Source organism: Arthrobacter sp. PvP103 (genome assembly GCF_017833075.1).
Lineage (GTDB): Bacteria > Actinomycetota > Actinomycetes > Actinomycetales > Micrococcaceae > Arthrobacter.
The window spans coordinates 3,276,257-3,289,895 of sequence record NZ_JAFIBQ010000001.1 but is presented as its reverse complement, the minus strand read 5'-3'; the positions used below and the strand labels follow the sequence as shown (position 1 = coordinate 3,289,895).

12 protein-coding genes are annotated in these 13,639 nt (G+C 65.7%); 2 read left to right on the top strand and 10 right to left on the bottom strand.

What is annotated here, in order from left to right:
- Positions 1-56: 56 nt before the first annotated feature.
- The 5 genes from JOE41_RS15210 to JOE41_RS15190 form a co-directional block, all read right to left on the bottom strand.
- The gene (locus JOE41_RS15210; RefSeq protein WP_209752817.1) at positions 57-1,568 is read right to left on the bottom strand and encodes a CoA-acylating methylmalonate-semialdehyde dehydrogenase; all 1,512 of its coding nucleotides are present in this window, start codon (positions 1,566-1,568) and stop codon (positions 57-59) included.
- 22 nt (positions 1,569-1,590) lie between these two features.
- Complete coding sequence (gene iolD / locus JOE41_RS15205) at positions 1,591-3,519, bottom strand: 3D-(3,5/4)-trihydroxycyclohexane-1,2-dione acylhydrolase (decyclizing) (protein ID WP_209752816.1); 1,929 nt, start codon at positions 3,517-3,519, stop codon at positions 1,591-1,593.
- A 42-nt stretch (positions 3,520-3,561) separates the two neighbouring features.
- Positions 3,562-4,548 carry a hypothetical protein gene (locus JOE41_RS15200; RefSeq protein ID WP_011690686.1) on the bottom strand — a complete coding sequence of 329 codons (987 nt, stop codon included), beginning with the start codon at positions 4,546-4,548 and terminating at the stop codon, positions 3,562-3,564.
- Positions 4,545-5,546, bottom strand: coding sequence for a 5-dehydro-2-deoxygluconokinase (gene iolC / locus JOE41_RS15195; RefSeq protein WP_209752815.1), 1,002 nt, complete (start codon positions 5,544-5,546; stop codon positions 4,545-4,547). Before iolC ends, JOE41_RS15200 begins: the two co-directional genes overlap by 4 nt.
- Before the next feature lie 261 nt (positions 5,547-5,807).
- Positions 5,808-6,035, bottom strand: a complete 228-nt coding sequence (locus JOE41_RS15190; protein ID WP_011690684.1) for a tautomerase family protein — start codon at positions 6,033-6,035, stop codon at positions 5,808-5,810.
- A gap of 179 nt (positions 6,036-6,214) precedes the next feature.
- Between JOE41_RS15190 and JOE41_RS15185 the strand changes: the two genes are divergently transcribed.
- A complete protein-coding gene (locus JOE41_RS15185; protein WP_043429409.1) occupies positions 6,215-6,577 on the top strand; it encodes a helix-turn-helix transcriptional regulator in 363 nt (120 codons plus the stop codon).
- Positions 6,574-7,056, top strand: coding sequence for an SRPBCC family protein (locus JOE41_RS15180; RefSeq protein ID WP_011690682.1), 483 nt, complete (start codon positions 6,574-6,576; stop codon positions 7,054-7,056). The genes JOE41_RS15185 and JOE41_RS15180 overlap by 4 nt, the downstream gene beginning before the upstream one ends.
- A gap of 141 nt (positions 7,057-7,197) precedes the next feature.
- Here the strand turns inward: JOE41_RS15180 and sucD are convergent, their stop codons facing one another.
- From sucD to JOE41_RS15155, 5 genes are all read right to left on the bottom strand, one after another.
- Complete coding sequence (gene sucD, locus JOE41_RS15175; protein ID WP_011690681.1) at positions 7,198-8,100, bottom strand: succinate--CoA ligase subunit alpha; 903 nt, start codon at positions 8,098-8,100, stop codon at positions 7,198-7,200.
- Between the two features lie 11 nt (positions 8,101-8,111).
- Positions 8,112-9,281 carry an ADP-forming succinate--CoA ligase subunit beta gene (gene sucC, locus JOE41_RS15170; RefSeq protein ID WP_011690680.1) on the bottom strand — a complete coding sequence of 390 codons (1,170 nt, stop codon included), beginning with the start codon at positions 9,279-9,281 and terminating at the stop codon, positions 8,112-8,114.
- Positions 9,282-9,505: 224 nt separating this feature from the next.
- Positions 9,506-10,213, bottom strand: a complete 708-nt coding sequence (locus tag JOE41_RS15165) for a hypothetical protein (protein ID WP_011690679.1) — start codon at positions 10,211-10,213, stop codon at positions 9,506-9,508.
- Between the two features lie 14 nt (positions 10,214-10,227).
- The gene (gene pcrA, locus JOE41_RS15160; protein ID WP_209752814.1) at positions 10,228-12,720 is read right to left on the bottom strand and encodes a DNA helicase PcrA; all 2,493 of its coding nucleotides are present in this window, start codon (positions 12,718-12,720) and stop codon (positions 10,228-10,230) included.
- A gap of 44 nt (positions 12,721-12,764) precedes the next feature.
- Entirely contained in the window at positions 12,765-13,613 is an 849-nt protein-coding gene (locus tag JOE41_RS15155; protein ID WP_011690677.1) for an inositol monophosphatase family protein, read from the bottom strand.
- Positions 13,614-13,639 lie beyond the last annotated feature (26 nt).

Here is a 13,639-nt window from a genome sequence, read left to right as displayed (position 1 = left end):
GCCCACGCCGCCAGGGTTACCTGGCCGAGCTTGCGAGGCGGGGGCGGCGGTGCGGACTAGTTGGACGGGAAGTTGTAGGAGGCACCCGAGGCGTGGGTGGGCTCGGGCCAGCGTGAGGTAACTACCTTGCCACGGGTGTAGAAGGAGACGCCTTCCGGGCCGTAGATGTGCTTGTCACCGAACAGGGAGGCCTTCCAGCCGCCGAAGGAGTGGTAGGCCACGGGAACGGGCAGCGGCACGTTGATGCCGATCATGCCCACGGTCACGGAGCGCTGGAACTTGCGGGCGTTGGCGCCGGAGGAGGTGAAGATCGCGGTGCCGTTGCCGTACGGGTTCGAGTTGATCAGGGCGATGCCTGCCTCCAGGTCCTCCACCCGGACGACGACGAGGACCGGTCCGAAGATTTCCTCGGTGTAGGCGGTCATTTCGGTCTTGACGTGGTCCAGTACGGTGGGGCCCACCCAGAAGCCTTCCTCGTGGCCGGGGACAACCAGGTCGCGACCGTCCACCACCATCGCGGCGCCCGCGGCTTCTGTTTCGGTGACGATCCTGACGATGCGTTCCTTGGAGGCGGGCGTAATGACCGGGCCCATTTCGGCGTCGGGTGCGGTGCCGTTGTTGACCTTGACGGCGAGGGCGCGCTCTTCGACTTTTTTGACCAGCAGTTCGGCGGCATCGCCGACGGCGACGGCAACGGAGATGGCCATGCAGCGTTCGCCGGCGGAACCGAAGGCGGCAGCAGCGAGGTGGTCGGCGGCGTTGTCCAGGTCGGCGTCGGGCATCACGATGGCGTGGTTCTTCGCACCGCCCAGGGCCTGGACGCGCTTGCCGTGCTTGGTGGCGGTCTCGTGGACGTACTGGGCGATCGGGGTGGAGCCGACGAAGGAGATGCCGTCCACGTCCGGGTGGGTCAGGAGGCCGTCCACGGTTTCCTTGTCGCCGTGCAGGACCTGGAAGACGCCGTCGGGAAGGCCTGCCTCCTTCCACAGCTTGGCCAGCAGCATCGAGGCGGACGGGTCGCGCTCGGAGGGCTTGAGGATGAAGGCGTTGCCGGTGGCGATGGCCATCGGCGCCATCCACAGCGGGACCATGACAGGAAAGTTGAACGGCGTGATGCCGGCGACGACGCCGAGCGGCTCGCGGAAGGAGAAGACGTCGATGCCGGTGGAGACCTGGTCCGAGTAGTCGCCCTTGAGCAGGGTGGGGATCCCGCAGGCGAATTCAATGACTTCGAGGCCGCGGCCGATCTCGCCCTTGGCATCGGAGAGGACCTTGCCGTGTTCGGCGGTGATCAGCTCGGCGAGGTCGTCCACGTGGGCTGCGACGAGTTCGCGGAACTTGAACAGCACCGCGGTGCGCTTGGCCAGGGAGATGTCGCCCCAGCTGTCGGCGGCTTTGCGGGCGGCGGCAACGGTGGCGTCCAGGTCCGCCCGGCTGGCCAGCCGCAGCTCTGCGGAGACGGCGCCGGTGGCGGGGTTGTAAACGGGCTGGGTCCGGTCGCCTTCGCCGGCGGCCTCGGCCCCGTTGATGAAGTGGTTGATGGTGGTGGTGACGGTCGTCGTTGACATGGGGGTGGACTTCCTTGGTCTGTTAGCCGAGCAGCTTGCGCTGGCGGTTTTTGTGGTCGGTGTAGGCCTGGAATGCCTGCCTCGTGGATTCGAGCTCGGAGACCTGGGAGACGGGAACGTCCCACCATGATTCGGAGCTCGGGGCGTCCAGCAGGGGGTCGGATTCGACGTGGATCAGGATGGGCCCGCCGCGCTCGGGGGCGGCTTTGGCGTCCCTGATGGCCTGTTCGAGTTCGGCGATGACCTTCTCCCCCGGTTCGATCCGGATCACTTTCACGCCCAGGCTTTGCGCGTTCAGGGCGAGGTCCACCGGAAGGGTTTCGCCTTCGTCGAAGCTGTGGTGGTCCCCGTCGAAGGCGCGGTACTTGGTGCCGAAGCGCTGTGAGCCGAGGGACTCGGAGAGCGAGCCGATCGAAGCGTAGCCGTGGTTCTGGATCAGGACCACGATCAGCTTGATCCGTTCGGCGACGGCGGTGACCAGCTCGGTGTGCATCATGAGGTACGAACCGTCCCCCACCATCACGACGACGTCGCGCTCCGCCCCGCCCCGCGCGGCTTCCGCCAGCGCAGCGCGCTTGACGCCGAGCCCGCCCGGGATTTCGTAGCCCATGCAGGAGTAGGCGTATTCCACGTGGTAGCCGAAGGGGTCCCGGACGCGCCACATCTTGTGCAGATCACCGGGCAGGGACCCGGCGGCGCAGACGACGACGTCCTGGGCGTCCATGGCCCGGGACGTGGCGCCGATGATTTCGTTCTGGGCCGGCAGCGGAGTGAAGCGGGTGTCGAACGCTTCGTCCACGGTGGCATCCCAGCGCTTCTTCTCGGCCGCGATCTGCTGTTCCAGGTCGGCGCCCACGCGGTAGCCGCCGAGTGCTTGGTTCAGCTTCACCAGTGCCTTGCGCGCATCCGCGACGATCGGCAGCGACGTGCCGTGCTTATACGCATCCATGGCGGCTACGTTGATGTTGATGAACTTCACATCCGGGTTCTGGAACGCGGTCCGCGAGGCGGTGGTGAAGTCCTCGTAGCGGGTGCCGATGCCGATGATCAGGTCCGCTTCGGCTGCAAGGGCATTTGCCGCCGTCGTGCCCGTGGAGCCGATCGCGCCGAGGGACAACTTGTGGTCCCAGGGCAGGACGCCCACCCCGGCCTGGGTGTTGCCCACCGGGATGCCGGTGAGTTCCACGAACCTGGCCAGTTCGTCGTTGGCGTAGGCGTAGAGGACGCCGCCGCCGGCGATGATCAGCGGGCGTTTCGCGGCGCGGATGGCTTCGGCGGCACGGCGGATGTCCTCGTCGTCCGCGTCCGGGCGGCGGATCCGCCACTCGCGTTCGGCCAGGAACTCCTCGGGCACGTCTAAGGCTTCGGCCTGGACATCCTGCGGCAGGGAGATGGTGACAGCGCCGGTTTCGGCCGGATCCGTCAGTACGCGCAGTCCGTGGTGGAACGCGGAGAACAGCTGTTCGGGCCGGTTGACGCGGTCGAAGAACTTGGACAGCGGACGGAAGGCGTCATTGACGGTGATGTCGTACGCGTAGGGCTGTTCGAGCTGCTGCAGCACCGGATCCGCAGCACGGGTGGCGAACGTGTCGCTGGGAAGCAGCAGGACCGGCAGGCGGTTGGTGGTGGCCAGCGCCGCCCCCGTGAGCAGGTTGGAGGAACCCGGCCCGATCGAGGTGCTGATCGCAAAGGTCTGCCGGCGGCGGGTGTGGCGCGCGTAGCCCACAGCCTGGTGCGCCTGCGCCTGCTCGTTGCGGCCCTGGTAGTACGGCATGATCGCCGGATCCAGCTGCTGGTACTGCTTGAGCGCCTGGCCCACTCCGGCAACGTTGCCGTGCCCGAAGATGCCGAACGTGCCGGGGATCAGGCGTTCGCGGTAATCCAGCCCGCCAACAGAATCAACGGTGTACTGCTTGGATAGATATTCGACGACGGCCTGGGCGACCGTCATCCGGCGGGTTCCTGCGGTTACAGTTCTCGTCCCCATGGGAGGCTACTCCGATACTTCTGCGGTGTGGGCTGATGCGGTGTGGGCTGATGCGGTGTGGTGGAGGAGGGAAGCGGCCGTGGCAACGGCGCCGGCCACGTCGCCGTCCTGCGGGTACAGGAGGGTCCGGCCGACGGTGAGGCCCTGCACGCCGGGAAGGGCCAGGGCGGCTTCCCAGCTGGCGAACACTTCCTCCTGGGTACCTTCCGGGTCTCCGCCCAGCAGCACGGTAGGCATGGTGGTGGCGGCCATGACGCGTTCCATTTCTGCCACCACGGGCAGCTTCATCCAGGTGTAGGCGCTCGTGGAGCCAAGGCCCTCGGCGATGGCCACGGACTTGATGACCGCGTCGGTGGACAGATCGTTGCGGACCTTGCCGTTGTGCCAGGCGGACAGGAACGGCTCCACCATGGCGATCAGCTTGCGTTCTGCCAGGGAGTCGATGGCCTTGGCCGTCGCTTCCAGCAGGGACACCGTGTCCGGGTCGCCCAGGCAGATACGGGTGAGCATCTTGCCGCCGTCGGCCCCCAACGCCTCCAGCGCAGCTGCGGTGTGGCCGGTGAAGCGGTCATCAAATTCGTTGACCAGGCCCGTGAGCCCGCCGCGGTTCATCGATCCGAAGATCAGCTTGCCGTCGAGTGCGCCCAGCAGCAGCAGGTCGTCCATGATGTCTGGGGAGGCGAGCACGCCGTCCACGTCAGGGTTGGCCAGTGCTATCTGCAGCCGGTCCAGCAACTGGCGGCGGTCGGCCATGGCCACGGGATCATTGCCGACGGCGAGGGCACCCCGGGCCGGGTGGTCCGCCGCCACGATGAAGTTCTGCCGGCCGTACTTGAGGCCGGGGTGCCGGCGCCGCGCTTTGGCGGCCCGGGCAACGGCGTCCGGATCCTCCAGGCGGATGGTGCTCAGGTGGGCGTAACGGCGGGGATCGTCGTCCACGCCCGCAGCGGCCGGAACGGCATCCGGATTGGCCCGGGAAACGTTGAGGGTCACAGCACTGCTCCTTCGGTGGCAAACTGCCCGGGAGCCAGGCGGCCGCGCTCGGCCAGCAGCGAGGTGACCTCGTCCGGCGTCGGCATGGCGTCGGCGCAGGACAGGCGGGACGCGACGATCGCGCCGGCGGCGTTCGCGTAATCGAGGACCTCGGCGAGGCTCCAGCCGGAGAGCAGTCCGTGGCAGAACGCTCCGCCGAAGGCGTCCCCGGCGCCCAGGCCGTTGACGGTCTCCACCGGAACGGGGGCGGACACCACACGGTCGGTGCGGGTCTTGGCCATCACGCCTTCGGGGCCGAGCTTGACGACGGCGATTTCGACGCCCGCGGCCAGGAGCCGGTCCGCCTGCTCGTCGGGGGTCCCCTCGCCCACGGCTACAGCGCATTCCTTGTCGTTGCCGATGGCCACCGTGACATGCGGCAGGATCTTGGCCACCTGGGCACGGGCTTCCGCTTCCGAGGCCCAGAACATGGGGCGGTAGTCCAGGTCAAGGATGGTGTACTGGCCGTCCTTGAGCCCTTCACGCGGGCGGGCTTCGTGGGCCTTGATGTGCGCTTCGCGACTGGGTTCCTGGCACAGTCCGGTAACCGTGGACCAGAAGATCCGAGCGTCCCGGATGGCGTCAAGGTCCAGTTCCTCAACCTTGATCTGCAGGTCCGGAGCCGTGGGGAAACGTCCGTAGAAGTAGAGCGGGAAATCCTCCGGCGGCTTGATCGCGCAGAACGTGACCGCGGTAGGCCATTCCTTCACCGACGTCACGAAGGTGTCGTCCACGTTGAACTTGCGCAGTTCACGGTGCAGGTATTTTCCGAAGGCGTCCTCGCCGGTGCGGGTGATCACTCCGGTCCGGCGGCCGTGCCGGGCGGCAGCAACGGCCACGTTGGACGGTGATCCACCGAGGTACTTTCCGAAGGACGTGACGTCCTCCAGATCAACCCCGATGTCGTTCGGGTAGATATCAACGCTGATGCGCCCGATCGTGAGCAATTCGTGGGTCACGGTGATCGAGGACCTTTCTGGTTTGAACTCTGCACTTCTGAACAGACAGAGCTCCGGTTCCTGGCGGACCCCCGTGAGCGGGGCCACAACCACTACTTTGCCCTAGAATTATTGTCCTGTCAAAGGTTTGTACTGACATATTTACAACTTGGCATACCCGGGAAAATTTGTCCCATTGGGGCCTCAGGAAATCACCCTCAACCCGGAATTATTTCCGCGGAACCGCCAGCTCGCACTGCGCCCCCGAACCCGAACGACCAGTCACCGGCGGCATTTCTCCACATAACCGATGAATACATCCTCGCCGGACACCCCCAGCTCCGCATCCTGGGCAAAGATCTGCCCGCGGGGATGTTCCGCGATGATGTGGAAGTAGTCACGCTCCGGAATCCCGCACTCAGCCAGGACCGCATTATGGAGCCCCCGGCTGAGCCGGCGCAGGCCCTCGGGGCTGCGACCCTCATTGACGTCGATTCGCGCCAGCGGCACCTTAGCTCTTTCGATAGTTTGTCCTGACCTGCTAGCAAACTGTGAAACGCTCTAACGAGGTATCTCCCGGAAAGCCCCTTGCCGGCAGTCCAGGCCGGGAGTAGCCTTAAACAACCGAATGGTTGATAAACGAATTAATTGATCAGCAGCGGATGGCGGGACGGGGTGATAGGCGGGCCATGGATACCGGCGACGACGAACTGCTCGACGCGGCCTTCCTCGCCCTCGCCGACCCGGTTCGCCGCCGCATCATCGCCCGGCTCAGCCGCGGCCCGGCAACCGTAAACGAACTGGCGGAACCCTTCGCGATCACCAAACAGGCGGTCTCGAAGCACATCCAGGTCCTCGAGCAGGCGCAGCTGGTCACCCGCACGCGTGACGCCCAGCGTCGGCCCGTCCACCTGAACCCTGCACGGCTGGAGGCACTCACCGCATGGATCGACCAGTACCGGCTGGTCCGCGAGAGGCAGTTCCGCAGCCTCGACGCCGTGCTCCAATCAAACGCCGCCTCACGCGGCGCAGAGGCAAAGGACCCATCATGACCAACGCCCTGAAAGTCTCCGTTCCGGAGGGCCTGCCCTTCATTGACTTCGAGCGGGAGTTCGATTTCCCCGTGGCGGATGTCTTCCGCGCCCACAAGGAGCCCGAACTCGTCGCCCAGTGGCTTGGACCGCGAAGGCTGAAGATGGACGTGGACCACTACGACTTCCGGACCGGCGGGAGCTACCGTTACACGCACACCGCGCCCGACGGCGAAAGCTATGGCTTCAACGGCGTCTTCCACACTGTCCGGGAAAACGACTTCGCCATCCAGACTTTCGAATTCGACGGCTACCCGGACGTGGTCAGCATCGAGTTCCTGACCTTCGTGGACCTCGGCGGCGGGCGCACCCGGCTGACGGCCCACTCGGTCTATCCGAGCATGGAGGCCCGCGACGGCATGGCTACGTCCGGAATGGAAGGCGGACTGACTGAAGGCTATGAGCGGCTCGACGAGCTCCTCAGCGGCGCCAAAGTCTAGGCCGCAAACGTACGACGTCGACCGGCCACTTGCCCGGGGCGGGTGACCGACCGACGTCGGGCATTAACCAAAAAACGCGGGGCCACCCGGCCGTCCCGAAGGACGGCGGCGTGACCCCGCGTTGCGGTGCTGCTTAGTAGCCTAGAGGGTTGCGTAAACCTCGCGCAGCAGCTTGGCGGTCTCGGACGGCGTCTTGCCGACCTTGACGCCGGCAGCCTCGAGGGCTTCCTTCTTGGCCTGCGCAGTGCCCGCGGAACCCGAGACGATGGCGCCTGCGTGGCCCATGGTCTTGCCTTCCGGAGCGGTGAAGCCTGCGACGTAGCCGACAACCGGCTTCGTGACGTGGGCCTTGATGTAGTCCGCGGCGCGCTCTTCAGCGTCGCCGCCGATTTCGCCGATCATCACGATCGCCTTGGTCTCCGGGTCAGCTTCGAAGGCTTCGAGAGCATCGATGTGCGTGGTGCCGATGACGGGGTCGCCGCCGATGCCGATGGCGGTGGAGAAGCCAAGGTCGCGCAGTTCGTACATCATCTGGTAGGTCAGGGTGCCCGACTTGGAGACGAGGCCGATGGGGCCCTTGCCCGTGATGTTGGCCGGGGTGATGCCTACCAGGGCTTCGCCCGGGGTGATGATGCCGGGGCAGTTCGGTCCGATGATGCGGGTGACCTGCTTGCCGTTGGCGTCGACCTTGGACTGGGCCAGGGCCCAGAACTCGGCGGAGTCCTGGACCGGCACGCCTTCGGTGATGACGACGACCAGGCCGATGCCGGCCTCGATGGCTTCAACGACGGCATCCTTGGTGAAGGCCGGCGGCACGAAGACGATGGAGACGTCGGCGCCGGTCTCGGCCATGGCTTCCTTGACGGTGCCGAAAACGGTGATTTCATTATCGCCGTGCAGGACCGTAGTGCCGGCCTTGCGGGCGTTGACGCCGCCCACAATGTTGGTGCCGGCCTTGAGCATCAGGGCGGTGTGCTTGGTGCCTTCGCCGCCGGTGATGCCCTGGACGATGACCTTGGAGTCCTTGTTCAGATAGATAGACATGGTGCGTCCCTTTACTTAGCTGCGTTGGCGAGCTCGGCGGCCTTGTCGGCGCCCTCGTCCATGGTGGCGGCCAGGGTAACCAGCGGGTGGTTGGCCTCGGCCAGGATGCGGCGGCCTTCCTCGACGTTGTTGCCGTCGAGGCGGACGACCAGCGGCTTGTTCGCGGAGTGGCCCAGCTCGGCCAATGCTCCGACGATGCCCTTGGCCACGGCGTCGCACGCGGTGATTCCGCCGAAGACGTTGACGAACACGGACTTGACCTGCTCGTCGCCCAGGATGACGTCCAGGCCGGCTGCCATGACCTCGGCGGAGGCTCCGCCGCCGATGTCCAGGAAGTTGGCCGGCTTGACGTTGCCGTGGTTTTCACCGGCGTAGGCAACGACGTCCAGGGTGGACATGACCAGACCGGCGCCGTTGCCGATGATGCCGACTTCGCCGTCCAGCTTGACGTAGTTCAGGTCCTGCGCCTTGGCCTTGGCCTCGAGCGGATCAGCAGCGTCCTTGTCCTCCAGGAGTGCGTGCTTGGCGTGCCGGAAGTCGGCGTTCTCGTCCAGGGTCACCTTGCCGTCAAGGGCAACGATGTCTCCGGCGCCGGTCTTGACCAGCGGGTTGACCTCCACCAGGGTGGCGTCTTCCTTCTTGAAAACGTCCCAGAGCTTCAGGATGACGTCGGCGACTTTGCCGCGCAGTTCCTCAGCGAAGCCGGCAGCGGCAACGATTTCGTCGGCCTTGGCCTGGTCGATTCCCACTGCGGGATCGATGGCGACCTTTGCCAGTGCGTCGGGGCGTTCGACGGCGAGCTGTTCGATTTCCATGCCGCCTTCAACCGAGCACATGGCCAGGTAGTTGCGGTTGGCCCGGTCCAGCAGAACGGAGAAGTAGTATTCCTCGGCGATGTCCGCGCCCTGGGCGATCATGACCTTGTTGACCGTGTGGCCCTTGATGTCCATGCCCAGGATGTTGGTGGAGTGCTCCAGCGCCTCGTCGGCGGTCTTTGCGACCTTAACGCCGCCGGCCTTGCCGCGGCCACCGACCTTAACCTGTGCCTTGACGACAGTTACGCCGCCGATCTTCTCGGCAGCTGCCTTTGCTTCTTCAGGGGTGTGCGCCACGATGCCAGCAAGCACGGGTACACCGTGCGCCTCGAACATATCGCGCGCCTGATATTCAAACAGGTCCACGGTTTAGTGTCCTTCTACGTCGAAGTAGTTTCTGTACAGCCGGACCCCACGTAATCGTGGTTACCGGGCTGCGGAATAAACGCACCCTGCGACTGGTTCGGAAACGAGCCACACGGCGCAATGCTCCTCTCGGAACTCTAGTCCTTTATGCGGACCGGCCCGTTCCAGAGTACCTGTTATGTGAGTAAGGACACTATTCTATGGAGCGTAGAAAAACCGCTAGATTACGGGGATTTTGGCGCCTCTGACGGCGCCGCGGAGGGGTCTGCACTGTCCGCAGAAATTAGTTCGTAACGGTCCCGGGAAACGAAGAAGCCGACGCCGGCCGAGACGTTTCCGCAGGCCACGCCGCCGTTATAGGCCGAGCACCGCAGGCCGTTGCGCTCGAGGTTCTGTCCGTCTTCCAGTACCGGCAGCTGGGATATCGGCCCGTTTTTGCTGCCCTTGGGCCCGAACTCGGCCTCCATCTGGGTGATGCCGGAGCGGCATTCGCCGTAGCCTGCCTTGTCCGGCGTGAGCAACGCGGTGCCGCCGAGGTAGCCCAGGCCCGTTCCGGCACAATCATCCGTTACGTCCGCGGCATCGGGTTTGGGGTAAAAGGCGAGTTGGCAGTGCGCCACCGGGACGATAGCCAGCTTGTTGTTGGCGCCGTCGCTGTAGGCGTTCTGCTCATAGGGCAGGTTGACGTGCTCGCCGCGTGCCGAGGTCAGCGAGCAGACGGCGCTGTGGTCGGCCGTGACGAAGCTGAGCACGTCGCTGCCCGCAGAGAACCGGGTACCGTCAGCCAGAGGTGCCTGCTCGAGCTGTTCCAGCGCGGGAAGCGGCGGCGGCGGAACATAGTTCGGATCCTTCTGCGTAATGGTGCAGGAAGTGCAGGCCAGCAGGATGAGGGCGGCCAGGATCCCCGGTACAGTCCGTCGCATGCGCTCCATTATGCCTGCAGGGGCTACGCGTCCAGTTTGGTCAGCGGCGCGTACCTCAGCAGCAGCCGCTTTTCGCCGACGCTGAACTTCACCTTGGCCACAGTCTTGTCCCCGGCGCCTTCAACGGCCAGGACCGTGCCGTTGCCAAAGCTCGTGTGGTTGACCTTGTCCCCGACGCTGACCGCCACCACTTCTTTTTGCGGCTGGACGCGGTTCTTCGCGACGGCGGCCGGAACGTCGGCATTGAAGCCGGCGGAAGGGCTGGCCGCCTGGCCGCGGGCCGTGCCGGCGCCCCAGAACGAACCGCTGTACCGGCTGGACCCGATGGCGGCTCCGCTCCCCCAGCCGCTGACCTGACGGCTGGTGCCTTCCCGACGCCATTCCACCAGCTCGGCCGGGATTTCCTCGATGAACTGGCTGGCCGGATTGTATTGGCTTTGGCCCCACATGCTGCGGACTTCCGACCGCGTCACGTAGAGGCGCTTCCGGGCACGGGTCAGGCCCACGTAGGCCAGCCGGCGCTCCTCCGCGAGTTCCTTGGGATCCGTGGCGGAGCGCTGGTGCGGGAAGAGGCCGTGCTCCATGCCGGTAAGGAAGACCACGGGGAACTCCAGGCCCTTGGCCGTGTGGAGGGTCATGAGTGTGACGACGCCCAGCCGTTTGGCTTCCGCCACGGCGGCGTCGATGTCCGCGCCCGGGGCATCCGGTATCTGGTCCGCGTCCGCCACGAGGGACACCTGCTCCAGGAAGGCGCCGAGGGAACCTTCAGGGTTTTCCTGTTCGTATTCACGCACGACGGCGACGAGTTCGGCGAGGTTCTCCACCCGGGACTCGTCCTGGGGATCGGTGCTGGACCGCAGCCCGGCCAGGTAGCCGGTCTGCTCCAGGACCGCTTCCAGGGCGGCCGCCGCACCGGAGCCGCTGGCCACCTCGGCGAGATCGTCCAGGAGTTTCACGAAACCCAGCACCGCGTTGACCGAGCGGGTTGCCATGCCGGGCGCCTGGTCCGCCCGCCGTGCGGCGGCCATGAACGAGGTCCGTTCGCGTTCGGCCAGGGCTGCCACGGCGCCCTCGGCGCGGTCGCCGATGCCGCGCTTGGGTTCGTTGAGCACCCGGCGCAGGTTGACGTCGTCGTCGGGGTTCACCAGCACGCGCAGGTATGCGAGGGCGTCCTTGATTTCCTTGCGCTCGTAGAACCTCGTGCCGCCCACCACTTTGTACGGCAGCCCCACGCGCACCAGGACGTCTTCGATGGAACGTGACTGGGCGTTGGTGCGGTAGAAGATGGCGACATCGCCGGGACGGAGGTTGTCCTCGTCCTGCAGCCTGTCGATTTCCTTGGCGATGAACTGGGCTTCGTCGTGTTCGTTCTCGCCCACGTAGCCGATGATTTTGTGGCCTTCGCCCTCGGCGGTCCAGAGCCGTTTCTCCGGCCGGTTCGGGTTGCGGGAGATCACCGAGTTGGCGGCGGTGAGGATGTTCTGGGTGGAGCGGTAATTCTGTTCCAGCTTGATGGTGCGGGCGTTCGGGTAGTCCTTTTCGAACTCCACGATGTTGCGGATGTCCGCGCCGCGGAACGCGTAGATGGACTGGTCCGAGTCACCCACCACGGTGAGCTCGGAGGCTCCGGGACCTTCGCCCACAATTTCACGGACCAGCGCGTACTGGGCGTGGTTGGTGTCCTGGTACTCGTCCACCAGGACATGCCGGAAGCGCCGGCGGTACGATTCGGCGAGCGCCGGGAAGGCGCGGAACATGTAGACGGTTTCGGCAATGAGGTCGTCAAAGTCCATGGCGTTCGCCTGGCGCAGCCGCTGGGTGTAGCCCTTGAAGACATCGGCCACGGCGGACTCGAAGGGATCGTTGTGGTTGGCGGAGGACGAGTAGGAATCGGCGTCGATGAGCTCGTTCTTCAGCGCCGAGATCTTGTGCTGGATGGCCTTGGGTGCGAATTTCTTGGGATCCAGGTCAAGGCTCTTGGACACCTGCGTGACGAGGCGGAGCGAGTCCGCGGAGTCATAGATGGAGAAATTGGACTTCAGCCCAACATTGGCAGCTTCCTGCCGGAGGATGCGCACGCAGGACGAGTGGAAGGTGGAAATCCACATGATCTTTGCGCGCCCGCCCACCAGCGCCTCGATCCGCTCCCGCATTTCCGCGGCGGCCTTATTGGTGAAGGTGATGGCCAGAATCTCACCGTGATGCGCCCTCCGCGTGGCGATGAGGTAGGCGATCCGGTTGCTGAGCACGCGTGTCTTGCCGGATCCGGCTCCGGCAACGATGAGCAGCGCCCCGCCGGTGTGCTTGACCGCTTCTTCCTGCTGGGGATTCAGGCCCTGCAGGAGTTCGTCCACGCCCGGCAGCTTCGGACGTGCCCGTTCCCCCTCGGATTCCGGCCCGCCGTTGCCGTAGCGCGCCGGATCTTCGCCTGCCCCGGGGCGCGACTTGGTGAGCGCTGCCGCTTGCGGGGCAGCCTTGAACGGTCCGTCAGCATACGGGTCAAACAACATATCCATGGTGCTCTAAGTCTAGGCGGTGGGGCCGACACTAACTTCCGTGGCTACTCCACCGAGCCCGATTCAAGGGCCGCGCGAAGCTGCCGGACCGCCGTCGTGCCTCCCGCGACGAACCACTCGAGTCCGTTGATCCGGACGACGTCGGCGGTGCCGCCGGCGGCGATCACGATTGCCTTGCCGGGCAGCCAGTCCCATTCGGGGCAGCTGTGCTGGAACCAGCAGTCCAGTTCGCCGTCGGCCACCCGGCCCAGGTCGCAGGATCCCGAGCCGAACATCCGCAGCGCCGCAGCACCGGTGGCTGCAGCGTGCCAGGGCATGGCGCACAGCGGGTCCGCGAGCCAGGACGGGTGGATGTACGTTGCTGCGCCCTGCTCTGCCAGCGGCGTGAGGGTCCTGGCTCCGCCACCGTCGTGGAAGGAAGTGAGCCGTTCACCGTTCAGGGTCGCGGGGCGGGTGGTTCCGCCGAGCCAGAGCTTGTCCTCCTCGGGCTGGAAAATGGCCCCCAGGACCGTGCCGGCAGTGTCCTTGAGGGCGAGCGCGGAGCACCAGTACGTGGAGCCGTGCAGGAAGTTGTAGGTTCCGTCCACTGGGTCGATCACCCAGGTCCGGCCACTGCTCCCCTTCACGGAGGCGCCCTCCTCCCCCAGGATGCCGTCGTCCGGCCGGCAGCGGCGCAGCTGTTCGAGCACATAGTCTTCGGCGGCATGGTCGGCTGCCGTCACGACGTCGGATACCGACGTCTTTTGCTGCCCTTCCAGGCCGCCCTGGCGCATCATGAGGGCCAGCATTCCTGCTTCCCTGACCAGCGCTTCCGCCAGCTCGTAGTCGTCCAGGCCCGCGTTGAGTTCCGCCGCGCTGTGCCTGCCAAGTTTGTGTCTTCCCAGTTCCGTCACGCGTCCAGCCTATAGCTGGCCTTCGG